General features: G+C 54.8%; 20 protein-coding genes, 4 tRNA genes and 1 other RNA gene. 7 read left to right on the forward strand and 18 right to left on the reverse strand.

Annotated elements, in window-relative coordinates:
* Positions 1 to 5: 5 nt before the first annotated feature.
* The 3 genes from GP473_RS08870 to ffs all read right to left on the reverse strand — a co-directional run bounded on the left by GP473_RS08870 (position 6) and on the right by ffs (position 2,185).
* Entirely contained in the window at positions 6 to 662 is a 657-nt protein-coding gene (locus tag GP473_RS08870) for a suppressor of fused domain protein (RefSeq protein WP_185770503.1), read from the reverse strand.
* 6 nt (positions 663 to 668) lie between these two features.
* Positions 669 to 1,937, reverse strand: coding sequence for an aspartate aminotransferase type Ic (locus GP473_RS08875; protein ID WP_186276876.1), 1,269 nt, complete (start codon positions 1,935 to 1,937; stop codon positions 669 to 671).
* Positions 1,938 to 2,090: 153 nt separating this feature from the next.
* Positions 2,091 to 2,185: signal recognition particle sRNA small type (ffs, locus tag GP473_RS08880), an RNA gene on the reverse strand.
* Positions 2,186 to 2,322: 137 nt separating this feature from the next.
* Between ffs and GP473_RS08885 the strand changes: the two genes are divergently transcribed.
* Positions 2,323 to 2,411 (forward strand) — tRNA-Ser (locus GP473_RS08885).
* Positions 2,412 to 2,498: 87 nt separating this feature from the next.
* Here the strand turns inward: GP473_RS08885 and GP473_RS08890 are convergent.
* The 3 genes from GP473_RS08890 to GP473_RS08900 all read right to left on the reverse strand — a co-directional run bounded on the left by GP473_RS08890 (position 2,499) and on the right by GP473_RS08900 (position 5,681).
* The gene (locus GP473_RS08890) at positions 2,499 to 3,044 is read right to left on the reverse strand and encodes a hypothetical protein (RefSeq protein ID WP_186276877.1); all 546 of its coding nucleotides are present in this window, start codon (positions 3,042 to 3,044) and stop codon (positions 2,499 to 2,501) included.
* 233 nt (positions 3,045 to 3,277) lie between these two features.
* Positions 3,278 to 4,627, reverse strand: coding sequence for a Na+/H+ antiporter family protein (locus tag GP473_RS08895; RefSeq protein WP_185770506.1), 1,350 nt, complete (start codon positions 4,625 to 4,627; stop codon positions 3,278 to 3,280).
* A 208-nt stretch (positions 4,628 to 4,835) separates the two neighbouring features.
* Positions 4,836 to 5,681, reverse strand: a complete 846-nt coding sequence (locus GP473_RS08900) for a hypothetical protein (protein ID WP_186276878.1) — start codon at positions 5,679 to 5,681, stop codon at positions 4,836 to 4,838.
* Positions 5,682 to 5,870: 189 nt separating this feature from the next.
* Here GP473_RS08900 and GP473_RS08905 point away from each other — a divergent pair, with 189 nt between their 5' ends.
* Positions 5,871 to 6,743, forward strand: coding sequence for a crotonase/enoyl-CoA hydratase family protein (locus GP473_RS08905; RefSeq protein ID WP_185770508.1), 873 nt, complete (start codon positions 5,871 to 5,873; stop codon positions 6,741 to 6,743).
* A gap of 273 nt (positions 6,744 to 7,016) precedes the next feature.
* Here the strand turns inward: GP473_RS08905 and GP473_RS08910 are convergent, their stop codons facing one another.
* Entirely contained in the window at positions 7,017 to 7,286 is a 270-nt protein-coding gene (locus GP473_RS08910) for a metal-sensitive transcriptional regulator (RefSeq protein WP_185770509.1), read from the reverse strand.
* Positions 7,287 to 7,494: 208 nt separating this feature from the next.
* Positions 7,495 to 8,547, reverse strand: coding sequence for a tRNA glutamyl-Q(34) synthetase GluQRS (gene gluQRS, locus GP473_RS08915; RefSeq protein WP_186277317.1), 1,053 nt, complete (start codon positions 8,545 to 8,547; stop codon positions 7,495 to 7,497).
* A gap of 184 nt (positions 8,548 to 8,731) precedes the next feature.
* On the opposite strand from gluQRS, the gene tgt reads away from it, so the two are divergent.
* The gene (tgt, locus tag GP473_RS08920; RefSeq protein WP_186276879.1) at positions 8,732 to 10,048 is read left to right on the forward strand and encodes a tRNA guanosine(34) transglycosylase Tgt; all 1,317 of its coding nucleotides are present in this window, start codon (positions 8,732 to 8,734) and stop codon (positions 10,046 to 10,048) included.
* A gap of 26 nt (positions 10,049 to 10,074) precedes the next feature.
* On the opposite strand, the gene GP473_RS08925 is transcribed toward tgt, so the two are convergent.
* Positions 10,075 to 13,245: an MMPL family transporter gene (locus GP473_RS08925; RefSeq protein ID WP_186276880.1), complete on the reverse strand. Its 3,171-nt coding sequence runs from the start codon at positions 13,243 to 13,245 to the stop codon at positions 10,075 to 10,077.
* Between the two features lie 1,539 nt (positions 13,246 to 14,784).
* Between GP473_RS08925 and GP473_RS08930 the strand changes: the two genes are divergently transcribed.
* Positions 14,785 to 15,393: a PDDEXK family nuclease gene (locus GP473_RS08930; RefSeq protein ID WP_185770512.1), complete on the forward strand. Its 609-nt coding sequence runs from the start codon at positions 14,785 to 14,787 to the stop codon at positions 15,391 to 15,393.
* Between the two features lie 306 nt (positions 15,394 to 15,699).
* Here the strand turns inward: GP473_RS08930 and GP473_RS08935 are convergent.
* The 4 genes from GP473_RS08935 to GP473_RS08950 all read right to left on the reverse strand — a co-directional run bounded on the left by GP473_RS08935 (position 15,700) and on the right by GP473_RS08950 (position 17,583).
* Positions 15,700 to 15,787, reverse strand: a tRNA-Ser gene (locus GP473_RS08935).
* A gap of 244 nt (positions 15,788 to 16,031) precedes the next feature.
* The gene (locus tag GP473_RS08940) at positions 16,032 to 16,199 is read right to left on the reverse strand and encodes a hypothetical protein (RefSeq protein ID WP_185770513.1); all 168 of its coding nucleotides are present in this window, start codon (positions 16,197 to 16,199) and stop codon (positions 16,032 to 16,034) included.
* Positions 16,200 to 16,375: 176 nt separating this feature from the next.
* Positions 16,376 to 16,909: a nucleoside deaminase gene (locus GP473_RS08945; protein WP_246394784.1), complete on the reverse strand. Its 534-nt coding sequence runs from the start codon at positions 16,907 to 16,909 to the stop codon at positions 16,376 to 16,378.
* 134 nt (positions 16,910 to 17,043) lie between these two features.
* Positions 17,044 to 17,583 carry a tRNA adenosine deaminase-associated protein gene (locus GP473_RS08950; RefSeq protein WP_185770514.1) on the reverse strand — a complete coding sequence of 180 codons (540 nt, stop codon included), beginning with the start codon at positions 17,581 to 17,583 and terminating at the stop codon, positions 17,044 to 17,046.
* 37 nt (positions 17,584 to 17,620) lie between these two features.
* On the opposite strand from GP473_RS08950, the gene GP473_RS08955 reads away from it, so the two are divergent.
* On the forward strand, positions 17,621 to 18,679 hold the full coding sequence (locus GP473_RS08955) for a prephenate dehydrogenase (RefSeq protein ID WP_185770515.1): 1,059 nt from the start codon (positions 17,621 to 17,623) through the stop codon (positions 18,677 to 18,679).
* 10 nt (positions 18,680 to 18,689) lie between these two features.
* On the opposite strand, the gene GP473_RS08960 is transcribed toward GP473_RS08955, so the two are convergent.
* Positions 18,690 to 19,970: an acyltransferase family protein gene (locus GP473_RS08960; protein ID WP_246394786.1), complete on the reverse strand. Its 1,281-nt coding sequence runs from the start codon at positions 19,968 to 19,970 to the stop codon at positions 18,690 to 18,692.
* A gap of 454 nt (positions 19,971 to 20,424) precedes the next feature.
* Between GP473_RS08960 and GP473_RS08965 the strand changes: the two genes are divergently transcribed.
* Positions 20,425 to 20,925 carry a hypothetical protein gene (locus GP473_RS08965; protein WP_185770516.1) on the forward strand — a complete coding sequence of 167 codons (501 nt, stop codon included), beginning with the start codon at positions 20,425 to 20,427 and terminating at the stop codon, positions 20,923 to 20,925.
* A 707-nt stretch (positions 20,926 to 21,632) separates the two neighbouring features.
* On the opposite strand, the gene GP473_RS08970 is transcribed toward GP473_RS08965, so the two are convergent.
* The 4 genes from GP473_RS08970 to GP473_RS08985 form a co-directional block, all read right to left on the reverse strand.
* Positions 21,633 to 21,705 (reverse strand) — tRNA-Arg (locus GP473_RS08970).
* A 149-nt stretch (positions 21,706 to 21,854) separates the two neighbouring features.
* Positions 21,855 to 23,246: an alpha/beta fold hydrolase gene (locus tag GP473_RS08975; RefSeq protein WP_222104953.1), complete on the reverse strand. Its 1,392-nt coding sequence runs from the start codon at positions 23,244 to 23,246 to the stop codon at positions 21,855 to 21,857.
* Positions 23,247 to 23,536: 290 nt separating this feature from the next.
* The gene (locus GP473_RS08980; protein WP_185770518.1) at positions 23,537 to 23,965 is read right to left on the reverse strand and encodes a hypothetical protein; all 429 of its coding nucleotides are present in this window, start codon (positions 23,963 to 23,965) and stop codon (positions 23,537 to 23,539) included.
* 509 nt (positions 23,966 to 24,474) lie between these two features.
* Positions 24,475 to 24,559, reverse strand: a tRNA-Ser gene (locus tag GP473_RS08985).
* A 275-nt stretch (positions 24,560 to 24,834) separates the two neighbouring features.
* Between GP473_RS08985 and GP473_RS08990 the strand changes: the two genes are divergently transcribed.
* Positions 24,835 to 25,971 (forward strand): pyridoxal phosphate-dependent aminotransferase, encoded by a 1,137-nt coding sequence (locus GP473_RS08990; protein WP_185770519.1) that lies wholly within the window; start codon positions 24,835 to 24,837, stop codon positions 25,969 to 25,971.
* Positions 25,972 to 25,987 lie beyond the last annotated feature (16 nt).

Here is a 25,987-nt window from a genome sequence, read left to right on the forward strand (position 1 = left end):
ACAGACTACAGTTCCCCTGAGACACGCCATACGTCATTCAGATTCACACCCTTCTTAGCGATGTGTTCCTGCACAGCGTTGAGGCCGCTCGTCGTGGCAAGCTCAAACTCGGCATCTGTAAGCATCACCAATTGGGCGGGAACGGTGAGCCGGCCTGGGTGCGTAAACTCAATGTGCTCGCCGGTCTTGTTCTTACCCCGTTTCCCCGACGACGCCACTTCATGTACATGAGGCACCCCCTCTTCCCATACATATGGTGCCAACAAAAGGCCGTGCTTAGCGGTGATTTTCTGCTGAATATGGTCGCCGAGATTCGGCAGAAACGTCCCCGGCTGTGGAGAGTGCACGTGCGGATTCTGCGCGATAGTGGTGACAGCAGCCGCAAGCAACTCAGCCGCGGTGGATCCCTTACCTGTGGTGATGGTGAGGAGCTCGACCCGCAAGTCCGAGCCATCCTCAGTTTCCAACTGCGGATCGATCTGAGAGGCATTGAGCGTCATAGCCACGGTCTCTGCATTGCCTTCATGTCCCTCCACGTCTGAACCCACAACCACCGTGGCCACGTTAACGGGCAACGCGCTCTGTCCTGCTGTATACGTCTTGACCTGCGGAGAACCAGGAAGTAGATCAGCGATCCACGCGAGAGTTTCTTTCTGATCCATGGGGGCTTAGGCCTCCAACGCCTCGATGGTGGCTAGCAGAACACAAGTAGCAAAACCATTCATTGCTACGTCGAGCTGTTCAATGCTTGGCATGGACGGCGCGAGGCGAAGATTTCGGTCATGGGGGTCCTTTTTCAGTGGGTATGTAGAACCCGCAGCCGTCAAAGCCACGCCTGCTTCCTTGGCCAGCTGAACCACCCGCGAAGCGGTGCCGTCTACAAGGTCCACGGAGATGAAGTATCCGCCGGTCGGCTCAGTCCACTCGGCAACGTTGTACTCAGATAGGCGGTCGTTAAGGATCTCCACCACGCGCTGGAACTTTGGACCAAGGGAGCCAGCGTGCTTACGCATGACCGCACGAACTCCCTCTGCTGTCCCGAAGTATTCATAGTGAGCGAGCTGATTCACCTTATTTGGACCGATGCCACGGATGTTCGCGATCTTGCCGTACCATTCCAGGTTGGCCTTGGAGGAAGCAAAGAATGCCACACCAGCGCCGGCCAAAGTGATCTTGGAAGTGGAGGACATGAACCAGAACCGGTTGGGGTTACCAGCCTTTTCGGCGATCCCCAAGATGTCGATGATCGGCGGAAACTCGTCATTCAGAACGTGCACCGCATAAGCGTTATCCCATACGATGCGGAAGTCCGGAGCTGCGGTCTCCATCGAGGCCAGTTCCTTAGCGACCTCCTCGGTGATAGTCACGCCCGTTGGGTTAGCGAACATTGGTACGGTCCACATACCCTTCACGGCTGGATCCTTCACCAGCTCGCGCACAGCATTCACATCGGGGCCAGTCTCTGTCCACGGCACGGTGACCATCTCAAAACCGAAGAGTTCCGTGATGGAGTGGTGGCGGTCATAACCAGGCACCGGGCAGATCCACTTGAGTCCCTCTTCAACGGACCAGGGCCGTGGTGAGTCGTTATTGCCAAAAGTGTAAGACCAGCTAATCAGGTCGAACATAATGTTCAGGGACGATGCATCGCCCGCCACAATGTTCTCAGCTGGAACGCCGATCAACTCACCCCACAGTTCGCGCAACTCTGCGATTCCGTTCAAGCCACCGTAATTGCGCACATCCACACCCCCCGGGGTGATGTACTTGTCTCCTGGAAGGCTTAATAGATCAGTGGCGAAGTCCAACTGCTCTGGGCTGGGTTTACCCCGAGTCAGATCCAGGTTCAGCCCCGCTGACTTGAGTTCCTCATATGCGGCGGTAACTTCTGCTTTGGCGGCAAGGAGTTGTTCCTTATTGACGTTATCGAGCTTCATAGTCTTTTCCAGCCTCCTTCAACGTGCCATACGCTGGTTTTTGGGCGCGCTGACCTGATGGACGGTTTGTCTGTGCCGAGTTTAGCCGTTTCACCGGATATTAGCTTGCGGGGGTCACGCCCAACTCATTGTCGTACAGGCGTAAAGCATAAAAAAAGGGGACCCCGCGCACCCGGTAGAGCTCACTGACCCTTGCTGCATTCCTGCCCTGGGGGAGTTCATGAGATAGCCGCCGCACGGAATCCGGGCTCCATCGTAGCATGCCGCGCATAGAACGTTTCATCGCATATCTCCTATCCACTATCTCGGGGAGATTTTGCTCCACCGGGCTTCATTGTGTAACCTGTGCGGAGTACACGGGAGCTCCGGCTCAAGTGTCCGACATGGAGGATTCGACTAGCGGCCTATGTCACACGCCTGGAACGCGTGCGGGAGTTACATCCCTCAGGGGTTCAAATCCCCTATCCTCCGCCATGAACAAAGACCCCGGTTTTAACCGGGGTCTTTGCGATTCTCGTCTCCATAACTCTTAGCCTTCTCTTAGCCTAGAGCTGTCCTCGTCTACTGATCACGTTTCTCACGCGCCTGCTTTTCGTGATTATCACGTTCTTTCCGCTGGGCACGCTCAGCTTCCTTCTGAGCTTTCTCACGCTTTTCACGCACCTCACCCAACGCGTTACGTAACGCCGACGGATCAACTTGCCAGTCGTCTTTTCTGTGTGGCTTCACGAAAGGCAGCTTCAGATCGGCCGGCCACCAACCCGCGATGTCAATATCGTTGTCTTGGGCTGGGCCACAGAAATTTACGTCGCCTACCTTCAGACTGTGAGTTTCTACGTCGCCGGCACTGTTGCGCATATAAAGGTACTGGTAGTCATCGCGTTCGGACGTATCTTCCGCCTGATCTGGTTGAATACCCAGCTGTTGCGCTATCGTCGCAGCATCTGTGCGTGGACATTGCACGCTAAACTCCGCCCACTGACCTCCATAGAGATCTTGGACGGAGGCCTCTGAGTACTGCGTTCTATTGTCGTCCAAGTAACGCGTGACGTCTGTTCCGCACCCCGTGAGAACCACCGACGCCACCAACCCAACCCCCGCAACCATTACTTTCCGCTGATGGCCCTCACGCAACCGCAGTCGATCTTTTCTTCGTCTCACCACATCCACAAATATATCCCGTCCAGCATGCTGAGTAGTGCCTGTTCGGGGCAGGTGCCTACTTCTTCTCATCATCCCATCTCGCAATTCTCCCCCGGTAGCCTTTGCCCCGCGCTTATTAGAGAACCATCGGTGAAAAACTCACAGGACAACGCAGCGCTCCCTTTGCCCCGCGCTTATTAGAGAACCATCGCAGCAATCCAGCCAGAGATGAGAAGGGGAATATTGTAGTGAATAAATGTTGGGATCACCGAATCACGGATGTGGTCGTGCTGACCATCCGCATTCAGACCCGCTGTCGGCCCCAAGGTGGAGTCAGAAGCTGGTGAACCTGCGTCACCAAGAGCTCCAGCCGCACCAATAATTGCCACCGTAGCGGCGGGAGAAAAGCCCAAGGTGGTGCATAGGGGGACGTAAATTGTTGCGATAATCGGCAGGGTAGAAAATGACGAACCAATTCCCATGGTGACCACCAGGCCAACCACCAGCATGGCCATTGCAGCAGCGGCCTTATTGGCACCAAACATCTCGGCGGAGGCATTCACTAGACCCTCAACTTCACCGGTAGCGTTCATGACGGATGCAAAGCCCTGGGCGGTGATCATAATGAAACCAATCAACGCCATCATCCGCATACCAGAAGTGAACACATCGTCTGCCTCCCGCCAGTTCACTGCGCCGGTCAGCATGAAGATAGCCAAACCGACCAGAGCACCAATCAGCAGCGAGTCAGCCTCAGTACCTAACTGTTGCATGACCACCTGCACAACAAATGTGGCAATCACCGCGACAATAGCCACGCTGATCTTGTACGTTGAAATGCTCTCCTCTTGCTTCACGTCAGCGATCGGGAGATCTTCGTAAACGCGAGGCTTGCGATAGGACACAAAAGCGGCGACCAGCAGGCCAGCCAACATTCCCAGAGCAGGAATGCCCATGACGTGCATGATATCGATGGAGGAAGTATCCATCCCGGCTGATTTGATGTTGCCCAACAAAATTTCATTCAAGAAGATATTGCCGAAGCCCACGGGAATGTACATATACGTGGTGACCAGGCCAAAGGTCAGTACGCAGGCGATTAACCGGCGATCCAACTTCAGGCGATTCATCACAGCTAAAAGCGGCGGAATAATCAATGGAATGAATGCAATGTGAACCGGAATAAGGTTTTGCGACATAATGGCCATCGCCAAAATACCCGCGATCATGAGCCATTTGGTTACGCCCACAGCCTTGGACACAGTGCCCGGATCATCAGTTCCGAGTTTGGCCATTACCCACCGGGCGAGGAGGGTCGGCAATCCTGAACTAGCGACTGCCATGGCGAAAGCTCCTAATAAGGCGTAACTCAGAGCAATCTTGGCGCCTCCGGATAGTCCTTCTTGGAAGGCAACCATTGTGGCGTCGAGGCCAATGCCACTCACCAATCCACCCACCAAGGCTCCGATGAATAAAGCCAGAACCACATGAACTCGAAGAACCGCAAGCAACAGCATGATGATCACGGCGATTAGCACAGCATTCATAATTGGAAAATATACGCGATAATAAGTATTTTTCCCTAGCGCTTTAGCCCTGCGCACACTAGCTGAGCTCCCCCCCCAACCACGCCCCTGCAGTTTTTGTACTAATTCTCCGTCTTGACTCTCACTCCGCGTGTGACTCTCGCGTCAATCCCACTCCGTGTCTGGCTCTCGCGTCAATCTCACTCCGTGTCTGGCTCTCGCGTCAATCTCACTCCACGACGGGAAAGGCCTGCCGCTCCTTCTCCCAATCTTCATCACTGGCCGGTTGCACCCAGACGGGCAGTTCCTCAGGCTGCGTATCGAAGTAATAGCCTTTTTCGGCATCAACAGACGCCATAAGCCACACCCACGCACGCCCGTCACGCTGATACGTCGCGTTTTTGTGGGCGACGATGACCCCCTCGATCCGGTTCAGAGCATCTCCGTCATACGGAATCGGCCGCTCGCCCCCCTCCGGGACTATCAACACCCCTGCTTCCCTGCGTTCACCCAGCATGACAGCCCACAAAGCCACCCGTTTTCCCCTCTCAACAGAAATGGGGCGCAACACCTGCGCGATGGCATACTCCGCTTGCTTCACCACATCCTCGGCAGAGGTTTCCACGTACTCCCACCTCAGCGCAATATCGTGTCGAGGTAACGCCTTCTGCGTCGCAATCAGGCTCCGCCTCATGGGTTCATCTCTCACTGGGCAGAAGAAGGCAATCGCATAGCCACTGTATTCCTTATCTTTGGCATACTCACGCGCGTATTCGTCAGCCTGACCCCCGATCACAGCGCGCACGGAAGCATTAACACGGCGTTGTGTCCATTCAAGGCGTTGTCTTTCGGCGCCATAGGCGATATCCAGCGGGACGTTATACCCCATCACCAGCTCGCCCTTTGTGGAGATGGCGAAGAGATCCGGGGCTACCACTGCGCCTTGCTGCACCGAGGCTTCTCCTTCGGACTCCGATAACGAAGCCCTACCCTCTCTTCCTTGGGCAACACTGGATGGGTTGTTGTCCAGCTTGTGATCGTGTCCATTCGTCAGTTCATTGTCTGATGACGTCATGCGTCCATTCTGCCGAAGAATCCCCGGCTGCGTTTTTATCCGGCATGTGAGCGGCATTGTCTGCCAATCCACCAAGAATCTCCCACGAATCTCCCACGAATATTGCGAAACCTCTCGCGGAAATTCCCTAGAGCAAAATATGTCCGGACTCGAATGTTTCTGCAGTGGATTATGTCTAGGGTGAAATACATGACCACCAGCACTGGACTTGGACAAGTCACTGTCACTCGCGGCGAACAGGATTTACAGGACGTTGCCTACGTCACCCTGGAGCGTCCAGATAAACTCAACGGCCTCACGCTAAAAATGTTGCGCGATTTAATCCGCGTCTCCAAGCGCATCAAAGCAGATCGCACCATCCGCGCGGTAATCATCCGCGGCGCGCAACATAATTTCTCAGCCGGTTTGGATTTTGGCACGGCGTTAAAAAGTCCGGTTGATATTGCCACAGCCTTCATATCTCGCCCATGGCGTGGCACCAATCTTTTTCAGGAGGGACCGTGGTGCCTTCGTCGCATTCCCGTTCCCGTTATTGCCGCTGTGGAAGGTTACTGCTTCGGCGGCGCACTACAAATCGCTCTGGCTGCCGATTACCGTTTCACCAGTGCCGACGCCACGTGGTCCATCCTCGAAGCAAAATGGGGTCTTATTCCGGATATGACCGGAATCCACTCCCTCTCTCAGATATTGCCGATCGACATTGCCAAGCGCCTGACCATGACAGGTGAGCAATTCGATGGCCGCCGGGCAACTGAGCTGGGGCTCGCTAGTGAAGTAGCCGAAAACCCTCTGGAAGCAGCGGAGGAACTTGCCCGCCTTATCATTTCGCGCTCCCCTGACTCGGTGGCCTACACCAAGAAAGTCTTCGACGAGACCTGGAGCAGCGGCCCACGCCATACCTTCTTTAAGGAGCGAATCCGCCAAGCGCGATTATTGGCGTCGAAGAATACAAGAATCGCGCAGAAAGCGGCGGCAAAAGCAAAAGGTACCGGCGCTTCCGTGCGCTATGGCAAGCGGCGGGTTTTGCTCCGCGAAGCTTTTGGTTCAAGGCCTCCCCAATAGAAGCTCATTCTCGCTGGGGTAGGGACATGGATCATCGCTTATCTCGGGAATAACACTTATCTCCGCAATAAAAGCAGCAATAATCCTTAGTGGCAGTACCCCTCGCTTTAGTTTCAACACCTCTCGCTTTAGTTTCAACGCCCCTCGCTTTCCCACCCATCACATGGTCTCCTCCCCCCGTCAGGATTGCGGCAGTCTCAGCTACTGACCATTAATAACCCGACTACTGACCATTAATAACTCAACTACTGACCAATAGGAAACGGTATCAGCCTAGGCAAGCGACAGGAAGAGCTTCTCCAGTTCCTGCTCACTCATGGCAGGCTCTTCACCAGCGGCGACAGCATCCATGCAGGAGCGCATGTTAGTAGAAATGATCTTAATTCCTGCGCGATCCAACGCACTGGAAACAGCCGCCAGTTGGGTGACAATATCGCGGCATTCACGGTCATTCTCAATCATGCTGATTACACCATCGAGCTGACCACGCGCCCGGCGGAGGCGTTGCAGAATCTTCTTGGACTCTTCTTCGCTGACGTGCATGCGGGTGCCTTTCGGTTTATGGCTCAACTATCTCTCAACGTGACTCAGCGGCGTTGCCTTATAAAAGTGGAGCCTGAGTTTGTAACTTGAGCTGGAATCCGACAATTCTTCCGGAAGGTTTCACAGAATATAGGGAGTATAAGGCAAAAATACCCCGCTGGGTATCCCTTGCTTCCTTTTTGTCTTATCCCTGGTTTATCGGACGGCTCTATATCGTCTCTGGCTGCCAGATCACCGGATCATGGGAGAGCGCCACTGGGTCAAAATGCTCAACCAATATCTGCATGGTCATGGCTTCACCTTCTTCCACGACATCTGCCATACCTATACTCCGCCCAATCCAGCTCAATGCGACCTGCGCACAGGCTGCTAAATCCCCGTTTGGGGCAAGTTCGCGGAGAGTGACTACCCCGTCCCTCTTAGCTAAGCGTTTAGCGTGTGGCCCCAGCACCAGTGGAACATGAATGTACTCAACTGGTGGATAACCCAACAGGTGCTGCAAGTATGCCTGACGAGGAGCCGAACTGAGCAGATCATCTCCGCGCACTACCTGGTCGATTCCACCCAAGTAGTCATCAACCACCACTGCGAGGTTATAGGCAAAGTCAGCTGTGGATACTTGGTTCGCATTGCCTCCGCGCCGCAGAACCATATCGTCAACATCGCCCGTATATTCACCATAAACATTGCCCGTATATTCACCGTATTCGCCGGCTCTCATGGTTTGACCGGCAGTAAAAGCTCTGCGGCAGAACAGTTCCTTTACTGTCCATTCATCGACATTCGCCCGCAGGCGCAAAGCTGGCACTCGCCCCTGGAGTTCCAGCTCATGCCGTTTAGCTACACGCTGCTCTTCGCTGAGGTTGCGGCAGGTACCCGGATACTTCCCCGGAATGGCGTGCGGCGCGCTAGCGGCTTCCTGTATATCCCGACGCGAACAGTAACACTCATAGACCAATCCCCGTTCGGCCAGAGAATCCAACGCCCGCTGGTAGTGAGCAACCGTGTCTTGTTGCGTGCTCACCGGTAGTTCCCACGTGATGCCCAGGGCAGCGAGATCCTCCAACTGCCGTTCAGCTTTATCGGGACGACAACGCTGGGCGTCGATATCATCGATGCGCAGCCGCAGTTTCCGGCCGGTGTGTACAGCAAACAAATAGGCCAACACCGCAGTGCGTAGGTTACCCAGGTGCAAATCCCCAGAGGGGCTAGGAGCATACCGTCCATAGCCATGCTCGCGATCCAGCGTGTTCGCAGTCATTCCACTCTCGCCGGGCTCGCTGATGGAACAGCTCAGTGCATCTGGAGTTTTCTCTGGAGAATTCACTCTCTCTAGCCTAGAGCGTTGTGCTCTTCACACCATCGAGCCTAGTGCGTTGTGCTCTTCACACCAGTGACTCTTCATTTGCCGGTGCGGCCTTTACTCAAAGGTATGCTTGGCAACCATGGACAACACACGCCCAGATATAACGTTTGACCTGTGTACCCGTCTGAAGGAGACCGCGGACGGAGCGCACTTAGCGCAGGAGGGGGAGAAACCTCGCGAGCCACAAGGTCGAACGGGTGTGATTCATACGCCTCATGGCGATATCGCCACTCCCGCATTCATTCCGGTGGGAACGAAGGCAACAGTGAAGACTCTCACAGCCGAACAGGTACGCTCCACCGGCGCGCAGGCTGTGCTCTCTAATGCTTATCACCTGTATCTTCAACCAGGTCCGGACATTGTTGACGAGGCTGGCGGCGTCGCTAAATTCGAGAATTGGAATGGCCCCACGTACACAGACTCGGGTGGGTTCCAGGTGATGAGCCTCGGCCAGGGCTTTAAGAAGGTGCTGGCCATGGATATGACGGGGAAATCGGAGACGGATATCATCGCGAAGCGGCGTAAGCGCTTGGCTGTGGTGGACGAAGAAGGTGTGGATTTTCGCAGCGTCATTGATGGTTCCAAGCATCGCTTCACCCCTGAGATTTCCATGCAGATTCAGCATCGGTTGGGCGCGGACATCATGTTTGCGTTCGATGAGCTGACTACCTTGGCTAATACGCGTACGTATCAGGAAGAGTCTGTGGAACGCACTCACCGTTGGGCTAGGCGCTGCCTTGAGGAGCATAATCGCCAGACTGAGGCGCGACCACATCGGCCTTTGCAGTCTTTGTGGGGCGTGGTGCAGGGTGCTCAGTTTGAAGATCTACGACGCCAAGCCGCCCAAGGTCTCACGGCTCTCTCCGAAGAATTCGAAGCCAATGGGCAGCGTGGTTTCGGTGGTTTCGGCATTGGTGGGGCATTGGAAAAAGAGCAGCTCGGTACCATCACCAGTTGGGTCACGGAGGAACTACCTGAGCACAAGCCGCGCCACATGCTGGGTATTTCCGAGCCGGATGATTTATTCGTGGCGGTGGCTGCGGGCGCAGATACCTTCGACTGTGTGGCCCCGACCCGGCTGGCTCGTCGCGGCGGTGTGTACACCTTAGATGGACGTATCAATCTCACTAACGCCCGCTTCAAACGCGATTTCACCCCAATTGACGAGGTGGTGGGTGGTTATGTGTCGGAGAACTACACGCGCGCCTATCTTCATCACTTGCTCAAGGCCAAGGAGTTTCTGGCGGGTACATTGTGCACGCTGCATAATGTGTACTTCATGGTAAGGCTGGTGGATAATATACGCGCCTCGATTGAAGAAGGTCGTTTTGTGGAATACCGCGAAGAGTTCATGCGGCGATACTACGGCCCTGAGTGGGAACAGCGGCTCAGCTGATCATTGCTACGGGTACGTGCCACTGTTCACTGTCTGTGATTGTCGCGACGGGGGATCTCAAAGGTTTGAGTTTGGCCTGAATAGAAGTCGAATGCTGCTTCGCCTTCGAAGTCAGAATCGTCGTAATCCTCGGCTTTAGCGTGGCGCGGCACGTAGTCATCGTCATAGTCAGCGGTAGTACGGCTGTTTGCATGTTCGCCATCAAACTCAGAACCGTGCCTATGCTCGAAACCGTACGCAGAGTCGGAATCACGCTGGATCTCGCCGTGACCACTATCCTCGAAATCATTATGCTCAGCAGGCCGATAACCGCGATTATCAACTCCCGCAAAATCCGCATGTTCAACATGCCGATGACCGCGATCGCCATCGTCCGCAAAATCATCATGCCCAACATGCCGATAACCGCGATCATCATCCGCATCAGACCACGTATCGAAAACGCGCTGTTCATACGGGTTACCGCTTGTGAGAGTTGAACCGCCCGCTCCTGCACCAGCCGCACTAGCTAAGCGGGCGGTGGTACCGGCACTAGTGGCGTCGTTAGTATCCGCCACATCCTCCCGAACCTCCTCACTGGAGCGCTGCCGAGCACGCCGACGGCTCTTCAGCAGGCCGCGCTTCTTCCGGCGCCTGCGTCGCTTCCCACGAACCGCAGTCTCATCATGCATCTCAGAAACCTGCGATCCTTCACGGTGCTTTGCAACATCGCCAATCTCCCCAGCTTCGTACGCTTTCTCCAGCGCTTCGCCTTCAACGTCCACGGTCGGCAGGACCTTGTCCAACCATCGTGGCATGTACCAAGTACTACGCCCCGCAATCATCATTAGCGCGGGAACCAACGTCATACGGATTAAAAAGGCATCGAAGAGTACACCCGCGCCCAGCGCAAAACCAAAGATTCGAATAAACGGCAACGGCTGGAACACAAAGGAAATGAACACACCGATCATGATCAAAGCCGCTGCAGTCACCACCGAAGCGCCCATGCCAAAGCCACCGATAACGGAATCCTCTGTCAAGGTGTACGACGAATTCGGCGCCATGAATGGTTCCTGGTTCGGGTCATTCATCTTCTTTATCTTGCGCTTCTGAGATGCAAAGCGCTCACGCATACGAGACACGATGAACACCTGATAGTCCATCGCCAAACCGAATGTCACGCCAATTAAGAAAATCGGCATGAAAGAAATCAACGGTCCTGGTGAAGGCCAGATATTCCACAGACCCTCCTGCCACACCAGCACAGTCACACCGAATGCTGCGCCCACGCTCAGCAGGAACCCTGTCGCCGCGATCAGTGGCACCATCAAAGAACGGAACACCATCATCAGCAGCAAGAGCGCTAGCCCCACAACCAAACCAAGGTAAATGGGCATCGCCTCAGAAAGCTGATCTGTTACATCCTGCTGAATCGCCGTGAATCCGGTGATACCCATATCTACGCCGGTCTCAGCCTGAATCTCGCGCTGTTGTTCTCGCAAACCCTTGATCAAATCAACAGTACGTTTCTCTGTCGGCCCACCTATCGGGGTGATAACGATCTGCGCGGTTGTGCCGTCCGGCGACATCGCCAGCAGCTGCGCATGCTTCACCTCAATGTTCGCACTCATCTGCTGCACGGTGTACAGAAAACTGGCTCTCATCGCTGCTTCGTGGCGCGGAACATCTGCCTGGCTACGGACAAACATCTCCAGCGCCGGAGAATTCTCATTAACATTGTCTGCGTTCACCACAGCGAGGAACGGCGAGTTGCGCCCTGCCCCAAAGCCTTCCTCAAGCATCTCTGCCGCCTTGCGCTGTGTGGTATCCACATTGCCGGTTTTGTCACTCGGTAATGCGAGTTCGAGTTTCATCGCGGGCAGAGTCAATGCGCCCAACAGCAGGAAAACCACAATAATCGCCAGACCCGGCGCTTTGTGGATTAACTTGACCCACTTCGTGCCCAACGACTCCTTCGGCCCGTGCTGCGAATTACTCTTCCAAAAGCGAACACTGTCTCGATTCCCATCGATTCCCCCTCGGATCTGACGTTGATGCGCGCGCGCATCCTGAATACGGTGCCCCCACTCCACCTCGCGCTTGAAGACTTTATTCCGAGCCCACCCCAACATCGCAGGGAGGAAACTAATCGCTACAAGAACCGACACACCGACAGTCGCTGCTGCCGCATAACCCATGTACGCAAGGAATGGGATACCTGCGAGTCTCAGCGCAACCAGTGCGATAATCACCGTCAAACCAGCGAATACCACTGCGGAACCAGCGGTACCAGTGGCGAGACCGATTGCGTCCTCACGGCTACGCCCCTCCTTCAGTTCATCTCGGAAACGCGACATAATGAACAGGGCATAGTCAATGCCGACCGCCAAACCAATCATCATGCCGAGAGTCGGGGTGATCGTATTAAGCTGCGCGAAAGCGGTTCCTCCGAGTGTGAGCAGTGTACCGATCGACACGCCGACCACTGCTGTCACTAGTGGGAAGAAAGAAGCCACCCATGAACGGAAAACCCACAGCAAGATAAGCAAACCGACAACAATGCCGGCCACTTCAGAAAATGGTTCCACTGCGACAGGTTCACCGAAGCCGGGGCCTCCTGCTTCGGCTTTTAGACCAGCATCGCGGGAAATCTGGAGAGCATCGACCACGGCTTGGCGATCCTCTTTGGTGACATCTGCGGGAATCGGCACGTCGTATTCGAAGTACATCGTGCCGTAGCGTCCGTCTTGAGACACCATGCGGAGGTTATCGGCATCCTCTTTGGCGGTTGACTCCGGAATGCCCTTGCTCGTGAGTTGCGTGATGATCTTCTTGTGCAGATTGTCATTAAGCGCGATGGGGTTCATCAGGCGCTCAGTGTTTCCGAGGTCCTTGACGTTATTCTTAATTGCCTCGACAGTCTGATCCATCGCAGCCATATATTCTGGCTGGTCAAGCCTTTGGCCTTCCGGAGCTTCAAACACCACGTTCACACCGGCGGTGTCAATTGGATGTTTGGTGCCTGGGAATTTCTCGAGCATCAGCTTCGTTGCATGCGAGGAAGGCACTTCCCTCATCGCGAAGGATTCACTGAAACCCTTTTGGATGCTCAAAGCAACACCTGCAATGGCGCATAGCGCAATGAGCCAGCCAGCCACTACTCGCTTGTGGTGGATGTAGCACCAGCGAGCAATGTGAAACAGAAGTTTCGCCACGGGGATGTCCTTCTTTAATGCTTATACTTCAATGCTTATTCGGGCACGTATCACTTGGCACCAGAGTTGCTGTGCAACCAAGACCCTGCATTATCACCGCAACGTCTGCCCTCTCGAGCGAGTTGCTAAGAACCCGCAAGGCTGAGGGAGTGCCCGATGATTATGGCTTTTGTGCACAGTAAAACTGCCCGACGCAAGCAGAACGTTACTAACACTAGCGTTCGCACGGCGGAAAAACCTAGTATTCAACGTTAAATATGTTAACTGGAGTTACGGATGTGGCGAAGTTGCGGCTGCACTAACTCGCAAATTAACGCACTTCTCGGCGGCTAAGGCGTTCGGTTTATATCCGGAACTTGTTAGAAATCTTCCCCTTCGAAGCCACTACCGCACCCACAGCAGCCATGCCTGGCACCAATCGGCAACGCCCCACACCCACCACAGCAGCCATGCCTGGCACCAATCGGCAACACCCCCACACCCACCACAGCAGCCATGCCTGGCACCAATCGGCAACACCCCCACAACCCACTCATTCAATAACTCGCCTCAACGGCAAGCGGATCAACACAGTACATCGAACCTTACCTTCAAAACCGCGCGATGTAACAACCGGTACAGTCTAAATTTTTGATCACTGTATTTCCCCAGGTCACGAACAGCAACAAAAGAGATTCTGTACCTTGCGTTACATTCTTTGATTCGTCCTTTGTCTTACACGGTTTCCCATGCCATTATTGAGCCATGTTTGGGGGAACATACATAGTGATGAGGGGGTCTACACCTCGCGATCGAACTCGCGTACATCGCCTCACCGAGCGACAAATACTCTTACGCATCGCGCATGGGGTTTACGTAAGCCGGCACCAATACATGTCAGCCAATGAACATCAACAAATGACAATGAAAATTGTCGGCAATGCACTGGCGAAACCAGCTGAAATCGTCTGCGGAGCCTCAGCAGCAATACTCCATGGCTTGCCTCTAGAGAAATTTCCGGAAAAGTACTCCCTAGAATTTGGACGGACTAGCAAGGTAGGTAGCAAATACAGCAGAAAAGCGAACACGGCCCCAGGATTCAAAACATTCCCAGCAATCACAGGTTACAAGGCATCAACTACAACAACCGGAACACCAACAACCTCAATGAGCGCAGGGGTCAAACACATGCGCCGTTGCGTGACAGACCACAATATTCAGTATCGGTATCTCAACCATCACCACGTCGGGCATTTACAGCACATAAGCATCCCAGTGATCTGCTCACCCATTCCCAACGACATCGATGAATTACGAAAGAGAGCGATCTACCTCAGCACTGTGGACTCTGCGTCCCTGCCACTACTCAGTTTTGCGGACACACAAGCGCCGCTTCTAAAGGAGAGCAAAGAACCATACCCTGCTGAGTCGCATCGCGGTCTGACACAAATGTGCGATGCTAATAAGCGCCGTGTCACAAACCCCACCACAAGTCCCAGCGCAAAACCACACACCACAAGCCCCACCACAAGCCCCAGCGCAAAACCACCTACTAGGGGTATGGCTCACATCGAACTACGCGTGACCAGACCCGCGCTTACCGGCCTTGACCTCGCGCGATGGCACTCACTGGAGTGCGGTGTCATGGCTCTCGACTACGCACTACGCACACGCACCGCTACTCACAGTGAGATTCGCACTCTGATCAGACAACTTCGCCATTCCAGCGGAAGTGCGACCCTCAGAAACGCAATGCTCCTCGCCACTCCCCATTCTGAAAGTCCGATGGAATCGGTTTTGAAGGTGAAAATGTGGCGTCGGGGCTACGAGAGGCCGTTACAGCAGGCGAAGATCTACGACTTCCACGGACGCTTCCTTGGGCGAGTGGATTTCTACTTTCCTCTCGCCGCGCTGGTTGTCGAGTACGACGGTCAGGGTAAATACACCGGACAATTCGGGCACAGCGGCGCAGCGGAACGCACCTCGGAATACGAGCGGCAACGTGCGCTGCACAACGCTGGCTTGGCTGTAGTTCGCGTGGGGTTGAGCGTGGAGGGGCTACAGGAAGGGCTCGAAAAAATCGCCCGACGCCAGAAACAAGCCCCCAACGCTGGTCAACATGCCGATGTGAAAATCCAAGCTGCCGGCTATGCCTGGCGCGAGTGTTAGGCTCAGCAGGTTCATTTTCCCCCCCAATCTGTAGACCCAACAAGACCCCCAACGCCCGGCGCGCCAAGCAACACGTTCAATTCAGTGTGGAAATTAGCGGAAACTCAGTGTGGAAATACGGGAAAACTGGGTACGGAAATAAGTGGAAATTCGGTGTGGAATTAAGGGAAAACTGGGTGTGGAAATTAGCGGAAATAAAACGAGTGGAACGAATAACCGGATGAGCATAAGAGCACAAAAAACCCGCCGCACTGCGCTTAGATTTTTCTCCCGAAATCTATCTAAGCGAGTGCGGCGGGTAATGTGCGGTGGCGGCGGGATTTGAACCCGCGGTTGGGGGTTACCCAACATTCGCTTTCGAGGCGAACACCTTCGGCCGCTCGGACACGCCACCAATGTCTCAGGGATGTGGCTGCGAGTGGAAGAAATCCACACCAGTGAAACCTGGTGCACGCCACGGTCATGCGAGACGGGTAAAGCCTAGCATCACGGCCTCACACGGCAAAAGTGTGGTTTCACCTACTGTCGAGCGGGAACCTTGCCCACTGCCTGACGGAGCGTATTCACCCACCACCGAGCGGGATCTTTACCCCACTGTCGAGCAGTGTGTCCCCCTCCTCGCCACCAGGCGGGATATCTTACTCGCCGTCTAGCGCGTCCAGACCCTTGTCGCGAGCCTCGCGTGCCTTGTCAGCCTTGTCGCCATCCAGCTTGGAATCGATAACCTTGTCAGAGGCCTCGGCGATCTTGTCGCGGTGGTCGCTTGCAGCCTGCTTTGCCTTGTCGCCTAGGTTTCCGAGGTCCATTGTTCCTCCTTCATGGCCGCACACTGGCGGCTCGTTGTGTGCATAAGTTGTCGTACAAATGGTGTACAAATCTCACACTGAGTCGATCCCTCTCAGAGATCCCCTAATGGGAGATTTACGTTAACTACCGTACGGAAAACGCCTGACTCCTGCAGAACTTCTCACATTCATGCAGTTCAGAAGGCATTCTCACTCTGCCCGCCTCCGCGCAGGGCAGCAAAGAAGTCTTTTAACAACGCTTCACATTCTTCCTGCAGCACACCTCCCAGTACTTCGGCCTTGTGCAGGGGCGATTCCCTCGGCAAATCCCATACGCTGCCACACGCCCCAGTTTTCGGCTCGGCCGCCCCGTAGATTATCCGTCCAATCCGCGCCCCGAGTAGCGCTCCAGCACACATAGCGCACGGTTCCAAAGTCACCACGAGCGTGCAGTTTTCTAGCCGCCATGCATCACCGAGCGCCACGGTCGCTTGCTTTATCGCGGCGATTTCTGCGTGGCCTATTGGGTCGGCGTCTGTTTCCCTTCTATTCGTACCGACGCCAAGCTCCTGCCCCTCGGGGCCAAGAATCACTGCGCCCACGGGGATATCTCCCGTAGGGGTGGTACGCGCTATGTCGATCGCCCGGCGCATCCATTGCTCGGCCTGCACAATCCTCGCGTGACGAGGTAGCCCCGATCCCACGGTGCTGTGTTGTTCACCCCTGTTCATGTTGTCCACGCCTAGTCACGCACCCTGACATTTACTGTTCATTCGCTCCTCCCCTTGACGGGGGCACACACCCACAGTCGCTAGCCATTCGCCATTCATCCGCTTTGGCATACCCTGACATGTCCCGAGGACAGCTAGTCATACGCTCCATCGCTGAGGTAGTCGTCCATGTCATCTGGGTCGATTCCCACTGCATCGGCTAGTTCTTCAGCAAAGCCAAGCTCATCGGCGATGCGTAAAACTTGGGCAGCGCCGTATAGCTCTTCGTCGTCGAGAATCACGCTCATGACCTGTTCGGATGCTCCGAGATCCTCTAACAGCGCAAAGTCCCCCTCGGGCCATGCCTCATCGGTGTCAGCATCGTCTTCGGTGGGAATGTCCACGCCCAGTTCATCGAGTATGTCCGCTGCGAGATCGTAATCAAGGGCTGCTGTGGCGTCGGATAAAAGAACACGTACCCCGGAAGGAACGGGGCGCACTATCCCCACCCAATCATCCTCCACGCACACAAGCCCCACGACCGCTCCTTCGGCCCGAGCATCGCGCACACGCGCAAGCAGTTCGTCGAGCCCCAGCAACGTGGACTCCGGCAGGAGACGGACATCCCAACCCGCCGGGCGGCTTTGCGCCACGGCCGCGAAACTCGGCTGATCCCAACCCTCGATGATGCTCATAGGGATAGGCTAGCCGGCTCGTGGCAAACTAGGTAGCGTGACTGAGAATCTTGCCTTCAAAACTTTCGCCGATAACTCCCGTCCTGTATGCATCCTAGGTTTGGGGCTTATCGGCGGATCCCTGATGCGCGACATCGCGGCGGCGGGTCGGAGTGTGTATGGCTGGAATCGTAGTACGAAGACTGTGGAGGCTGCACAGGCCGAAGGGTTCGATGTCAGCGCCGATCTAACGGAGACGCTACGCCGAGCGGAAAGCGATGATGCCCTTGTGGTTCTCGGTGTACCCGTACCGGCGCTCGGTTTTCTTCTCGAGGCCATCGCCCAGCACGCCCCCTCGGTGTGTTTTACCGACGTCACCAGTGTGAAAGCCGAGGTCCATGATCTTGTTGACCAGTATGGACTCACTGAACGCTTTATCGGCGGGCATCCAATGGCCGGCACTGCGGACAGCGGTTGGGCGGTCACCACTGAGGGGCTGTTCACAGGTGCCGTGTGGGTGGTCACGTATGACAACGCCATGGAGCTGGGCGGTCCAGAAGGGGACAAAAGCCCAGAGCGTGCTGCCGTGGCGCGTCGTTGGCTCGAAGGCTGGGTGCGAGTGGTGAAAATGGCGCAGCTGGTCGGCGCCGATGTGGTTGCCTGCCGTGCAAAAAAGCACGACAGCGCGGTGGCGCGTATTTCTCACTTGCCGCATATCCTGGCAGAGGCTCTGGCCATTGCGGGGGATAACGGCGGACCGTTGGCTTTGAGCTTGGCTGCGAGTTCCTTCCGCGATGGAACCCGCGTGGCGGGAACCGCCCCGGATCTGGTGCGTGCGATGTGCGAAAACAACCGCGAGGCTCTCGTCGAAGCTTTAGATGAAAGCATTGCGCTGTTGATGAAGGCACGCAGAGATTTGGTCAGTGACGAGCATGATCTCAAGGCACTGGCTAAGGAAGGTTTTGCGGCGCGGAGCCGTTTTGAGGCACGAGCCGGCCGTACGAAGGGCGACCACACCAATCGGCCAATCATCCGGGTTAATCCTGGGGCTCCGGGGTGGATAAACCAGCTGCGCTCAGCGGCCTCTATGGGAGCGCAAATCAATATCGGCGAGTGATGAATAGGGGTTACCCCACAGTTTTATCCCACAGTTTCGCTGGCCCTGGCCTACCCGTCATGACATCAGTGAGCCAGCGCAATCCTCGCGCGAGGGGGATGCTCACTACAGCCGTGACAATGGTGAGAGCAAACATGGAACCTTGGAAGGTTTGGTAACCCATGTGAGTCATGGCCCAGTCCATCACCAGTACATGTACCAGGAAGAACTCATAAGAGATCTCACCCAGCCACACCAAAGCGGGATGCCGCAGCCAGGATACCTGAGCATTGAGCGCGACTGGCGCCACGAAGAACGCTGCGGACAGGCCGTACAGCACAGTTTTCCACAGGGCTTGATCAACATCATCGGGAACGAGGGTCGCCGGCCCGGCATACCAGGTGGTTGAAATAATAAAGCAGCTCACCGCTGAAGCCCAGCACACCGGCAGATTAACCCGCCAACCCACGCGTCTGCCGTACGCCAAGAGCATTCCCGCAGCAAACCAGTCAAAGTAAGCCATAGGCCATAGGCGAGAGACCACCGGTAGTGATTCGACATGATGGGATAAGACCGTCCATATGGGGCCTATAAGGCCAAAAGCAACGATGATGGCAAGAACTGGTACCGACTTCAACCGTCCTTTTCCGACTGTCCACATGGCCATTCCCACCAGAGGAAGAACGAGGTAGAAACCTACTTCCACAACCATTGACCACATCTGGGAAAGCCCGGGATGAACCCATCCGAATTCCAGTGTTTGCGTGAACGTCATTGACCGCAGCCATCCGTTAAAACCCGCTCCGGTTGGCGTCGGCTCATCACCCGCATGAATCAGATATGCGACCGTGACAACAATCCAATAAGCAGGCAACACGCGCTTCACGCGGTGCCAGAAATAACGGCGAATGCTGGGCCGCTGTTGGGTAGTTGGAGAGTCTTTATCGGATAACCTGCCGAGCCAATGGCCGGTCAACAAGAACGCGGAGAGAACGAAGAAGATCGTCACGCCAATCTCCCAGCGGCCATGCAACCGGCCACTCCAGTCGTTGGTGTAGTGGCCTGTCCAAAACGCCGCGTGGGTGAGTAGCACGCCAAAGGCTCCGATAGCACGGATACTGGTCAGCTCTGGCACCTGACGCTTAGCATCAGCCGGGGCTGATGAGGTGGATGCGGCAGCTGTCTGCATGGTGGATTCGGCAGCTGTCGGCGTAGTAGACATTTTTTCCGATGTACTAGCAGAAGTTGTCTCCGGAGGTTTAGCGGTAGACGGAGTCTGAACGACGAAATCGGCGGAGTCTGGCGTGGTCATGCTGAGTTATTCTAGGGGTTCAACGTTACCTCGGTGGCCGAAAAGGGAAACCCAACCGACGATCCGAAGACATGCTCCGCAAAGAAAGCAGCTGATTCAACACCAGATAACACAGATGGTTAGCTTCACATATGGATAAAAGAGATAGAAAAAGTAATAGTGCCGTTAGGCGCTAATGCGCCCCTAATCTCTTCCCGTCATACATGGTTCAACATGGGTGCTTCCACGAACCAATCACAGACGTCATTTCCGGCAAATCGGGCATTTTCAACACCTAAAGACTACGATAATGTAGTCGTTTATTATCCAGTTCGTAATGCAATCGATATAGTCAAATTGTTGATATCTACGATCACCACAAATAGTGTGTGATGTACATCACCTTTCATAAGACTCGAGGCATTACAGGCACTATTTGCCTCAAGACTTCAAACCATGAGGAAGGATTCACCACATGTTTAAGATTGCTCGCACACGTGTTGCTACCATAACTCTCCTGCTAACACTACCTTTGGCAGCTACCCCAGTAGCGGCCGCAGAGACTCCTATCTCGACTACCGTTGAATCTGCAAGCACGATCAACGAACAAAAGCTCGCTCAGTACTTTTCCGAGATTGATAACGCTAAGACTGACGAGGAAGCATACGGCGCGCTTGTGAAACTTCTTGGCAAAGACGCAGCTAATCAGGCTATCGCAGAAAATTCTGCCACTACTCCTTCGGTATCCTTTCGTGGAGCTGGAACATTTCTCAGTTGCATTAAGGGAAAAGCCTCTGATGACATCAAAGGGGTTCTCGATATCAATGGAGTCGCCGTCCTAATTGGTGAGAAAAACTATCCTGAAGCCGCAAGGGAAGCAGTGAAACATCTAGCCAAACAAGGCATCAAGAGAAATGCCGCTGTCCTGGCTGCCATGTTCGCATACTGGGGCTGGCAATGCCGGGGTGACTGGTAAATTCTCACCAACACGAGGGTAGCGTGGACATGAAAATAGTGAGAAAGTTTCTAATCGAATGGATTATTGCGCTTCTAATCCTTGGGGCATACATCAAACTTTGGGAAGTTGTTGGGTGGGACGAGCACTTTGACTGGTCTCGGTTTGACAGACTCGCCGCACTGGTAACTCTTCTTCTTTTTGTTCGGTATGTTTACTGGGACTACAGGAAAAAATGATACAATTTCGCTCAAGGCAATTATGAGCGCATAATCCCCTCGTTGTGTATAAAACAAATACACAACGAGGGGATCCTGTACTCACTTTTCCTAAAAGGAACCCATCACCAAGTGGTGACATAAATAGGTAAAATTTCAGCCGTTACTTGCGGGGACTGACCTACATTTTAAGTAATAGAAAGAGGTCTCGCGAAACGAGGAACTCAATTCCAGAACACTATCCGTGGTGAACATGATGCAGCCAAGCAGTATCACTCGATACCTGGATAGCACATTGTCTAAGGCATTGACTGCGAGGAATATTTTACTAAACGCACCCCGCGCCAGAAAACTCCTCAATGCGAATTAATAATTGCCAACTGATAGTCAACATCATCAACTCACCACACAATCCCACATGTTCGAAACCCACACCCCACTCCCCTGTAAAACCCCTACTCAAGACTGAACCCCCAGGGAGACTCTTCATCTCTCTGGGGGTTGGTACTGTGCGCCCGGAGGGATTCGAACCCCCAACCTTCTGATCCGTAGTCAGATGCTCTATCCGTTGAGCTACGGGCGCAGCCGTTACATCTGGATCTACGAGCGACCCGCCGTGTAACGAGGGATAACTTTACACACGATCCTAAAAAACTACAAACCGCGCTTCTACCTGCTATTTCACTCCGTTTATGTAACCGGCAGCTTTCTAGTTCCTTTAAACTGCAGTGCCTATTTCAACGCATAGTCACGTACCGGCGGCTCATGGTCCTGCCGCGCAGCGGTTGGAACATCGTTCAGCTCGCGGAATGCCTCACTGGAGCTCTCTGTCGAACCCATCGCTTCCAAGGTCTTACGCACGTTGCTTGTACTGGAACCACTGGAAAGTGGATTCTGGTGCGGTTCACCCTCTGGGGAGCCCACTAACGAAATGGCAGACTGAGACAGCCCCATCACTATGCTCTTCGGCAATTTGTTGATGTCCACTCCTGGCATGATGAAACGTCCACATACCTCATCGCTGACCTTACGGCTTCCCCCACCGCCCGCATAGGACGCTCCTCGATAGCTGGTGACGCCCTCATGGTCGAATGCATCGAGCGTGATCTCGTACATTGCACTATTGGCGATGTCGCTGAAGTGCTCCACTGGCGTCGCTGGGCAATGGTCTTGCACCACAACATTTCGCACCGTGCCACCATTAGGCTCGTTGAGCGGAAGGAATCCATTCTGATACGGCACCACGAGTTCGTCGAGCGTAGTACTCACGGTGGTATAGGAAATGCCCGGGAACGTCATCTGTCCCGCGTGCAGTGCAGTCATGAAATCGGAGCCGGGCGCCTGCTGGTACAACGCCGGTGCGCAGTATCCATCAGCTACACAGAACGGCACCGTGGCATAGGTTCCATTGTTTGATGGCGAGAGCCCCACCACGTCATCCACCATTGCTCGAGTATCTGGCCACCACTTCAAACTCCAGTGAGGGATCATGCCACCCTGGCTGTGACCAACAATGTCGATCTTGCGCCCTGCGCGCTCATGCATCATGCGGATTGCGTGGGTGACGTACTCGGCGCTGATTTGGATATCTTCATTGCCGGATCCAGGCAACGTCACGGTACAGAAAGATCGCCCTTCGGCTCGGAACGCGGGCATCCAGGTCCAGGACCATGTGGCTTGTGGTGAGGAGGTTGTGCCATGTATGAGCAGGACTGGGTCGTGCTTACCACCAGCTAGATCGCCTTCACAGTGCAGTGCTTTCTGCAGCTGCTCGGTCGGCACCGTAAGCGCCGGCCCGGTTCCGCTCATGGGGGTTGGGGCAATATCGGCTGCGGTCAAGCGCTTGGTTCCCGCCCTCCGGTGCGCATCCTCATGCATTTTTTCTGCGACGCCAGCGAGCTGATCCGCCTCCTGTTTCCGGGTACTTGAAAGCGTTGTGTCCGCCGGGCCGAGTGCATGTTGCGCTTCACCAGAACCTGCTGCTGTCTCCTGGGAACTTCCCTGTAGATGAGGATGCTGCTGCGCATCCCCGGTGAGAATGCTGGGCATTGACTGACCTGCACTATTCGCATCCTCAGCCACCGCGACGCCCATGCTGGTGACAAGTCCCGCGCCGATAGTCACTGCACTCAGCACAGCCCGGATTCGTTTCGATGCCTGTCCCCCCTTGTGTGCGTCTTCTCGCACTGTCTGCCTTATTCTCCAATTGTTGAGCACGCTTTTACTCTTTCCCGTCATGAATACGCCTACGCCTTTTCCACTGCCCCGTGTGCGGCAGTTAGGTCAAAGGAAAACTGGCACTCGGTGATGCAACGTCACCTTTTAGTTTCCTTTTCAAATGATTTATATGACGTTATTCATACCGGGAGTTGAGTCCGCGTATACCCACTTTGCTTGAAAAATATCGAAAAAAATCAGAATGGCGCCAGATTGTGATCCAGCATTCCCGAACTGCCAGATGGCCCGTCGGTTGAACCAATGTAGGGGCCGGGCACCACGCCAGGAATATTCCTTGTAAGTCCCGCGAGGAAGTCGGTGAAATCTGTGGATCCCACAGCTGCATCGTTCAACGGGCCAGAGAGGGTCGACCCGGAAGCATCGCCCTCCGCGCCGTCCTTCTTTTCAGAACTACTGGATGACCCGTTATCCTCGGCTGCGCGCCCCGCTGGAGCCCTCTGATCTTCCGGCGTTACCGCCCCAGCGGCACCAGAACCAGTTATCGCGATTCCGGCAGCTAATAGTGCGCCCGCGCCGAGCGACATACCCCGGCGCCCCACACTCCCCACGGAGCGTGATGTACGGTGCCGACCCCGGTAAAGGTACCCAGCCAGGGTGTATGACATTCCCATAATGTGTCTCCTCTCAGCTCCTACCGCAAACCATCTCAATCCATTTGATGGTCTCTGTAGTCTGTTCCATCTCGATTAGTCTGTTCCATCTCGTTCGAACTTAGAACTTACTCGCTTGAGCCTTGAAACTAATCCAAAACCTCAAAATATTTAGCTTTTCTCACAAAATATTAATGTGGCCGCGGCAAAGGGACGGTGAAGAGATTCTCAAAGTAAAGAAGTTGGTAGAAAGCGCTCGGGGTAAATAAAGAAGTTGGCAGAAGGCATTCAAAGTGCTCAAAGTAAAGGAATTGGCAGGAGACGCTCGGGGTAAAGGAGTTAGCGAAGAGATACTCAGAGTAAAAGAGACTCCGATGAAGCATCCTCGCAAGCACATTCCCAGCGAACCACCACAGGCGCACCACACGCCCCACAACACTGTTCGCAGCTGTTGATCCCGGACCTCACCACAAGTTACCGGGCAGCAATCGGGCAGCTCGCGCATGGATGCTTCATCGAAGCTGCGGAGACGACAGGATTTGAACCTGCGGTCCCTTGCGGGACAACTCCTTAGCAGGGAGCCCCATTCGGCCGCTCTGGCACGTCTCCAGGTCAAGCATTTCTCATATTTTCATACGGAACAGCCGTTTGACCGTCCTCAAGAGTACACTGTGCCCTCGCGTGTGTACAAAATGGAACTATTCGGCACCACTTCCCCAGGGCATCACCCGTTATCCCCACATCCTCATGTCTTCTCCTTAACACTTACGTACTCGTCAACGTCAACACTTACGTACTCGCCAACGTCAACACTTACGTACTCGTCGATGTCGCATCATCTCTTCCTTACTCACCGATGCCGCATCGCACGCTAAGGTTTAGGCATGGTTCGTTCAGATCTCGCCTCACTCCCTGCCTATGTCCCTGGTGCAACAATCCCCGGCGCGTTGAAGCTTGCCTCCAATGAGTCCAGCCAAAACCCCCTACCATCGGTAGAGGCTCTTATTTCCGACGCCACCGCTCACATCAACCGCTATCCGGACATGGGAGCGGTAGAACTCCGAAAAGCATTGGCAGAGTTCGTGCAACCGAAATCTGCGAGCACAAGCCCTACGGCAGAACCACTAACCTGGGCACATGTCGCTGTGGGAAACGGTTCTTCCGCTCTGTGTCTGCAGACAATCCAAGCAACGTGCGCTGATGGCGACGAGGTAGTGTTCGCTTGGAGAAGCTTTGAGGCCTACCCCATCCTCTGCAAGGTAGCCGGTGCTGTGCCGGTTCAGGTTCCACTGGATGCGGAGCACCGCCATGATCTGGACGCTATGGCGTCGGCAATCACAGAAAAGACCAAGCTGGTTTTTGTCTGCAACCCGAACAACCCATCGGGAACCACCATCACGTCGGAAGAATTCGAACAATTTATGGCGAAGGTGCCATCCGATGTGCAGGTAATTCTGGACGAGGCGTACACAGAATACGACCGCTCTGACAACGGGCCGCTCACACCCTTCATCCCAGCTGGTGCAGCGCGCGCGAACCTGGCGTTAGCTCTCGAAAAATACCCGAACCTCGCAATTTGTCGCACCTTCTCCAAGGCCTATGGTTTAGCTGGCATTCGCCTGGGGTATCTGGTCGGCCATACACCATTTGTTGAAGCAGTAAATAAGGTCGGCATTCCCTTCGGCGTCAATGCACTTGCTCAAGCCGCGGGCATCGCCTCATTGGACGCACAAAGCGAACTTCTTGAACGGGTAGAAGCCAGCGTGACGCAGCGTTCACGAGTACTCAACGCAATCCGCGAGTGGGCTCCCGAACTGCACATCGCGTCGCAGGCAAATTTCGTCTGGCTGCCCGTCGGGGATAAAGCGGTAGATCTCAACGCCGCCTTGCAAGCCGAAGGCATCATCGCACGCTGTTTCGGCGGTGAGGGGGTACGTATTACCGTCACCACGGAAGAAGAGATCGATCGGCTCCTTCCGGCCTTGAAAAAAGCCCTCGAGGCCACGGGTCTTACCAGCTAGTCACAAGCTAGAAGGC

Source organism: Corynebacterium anserum, assembly GCF_014262665.1.
GTDB classification, from domain to species: Bacteria; Actinomycetota; Actinomycetes; order Mycobacteriales; family Mycobacteriaceae; genus Corynebacterium; species Corynebacterium anserum.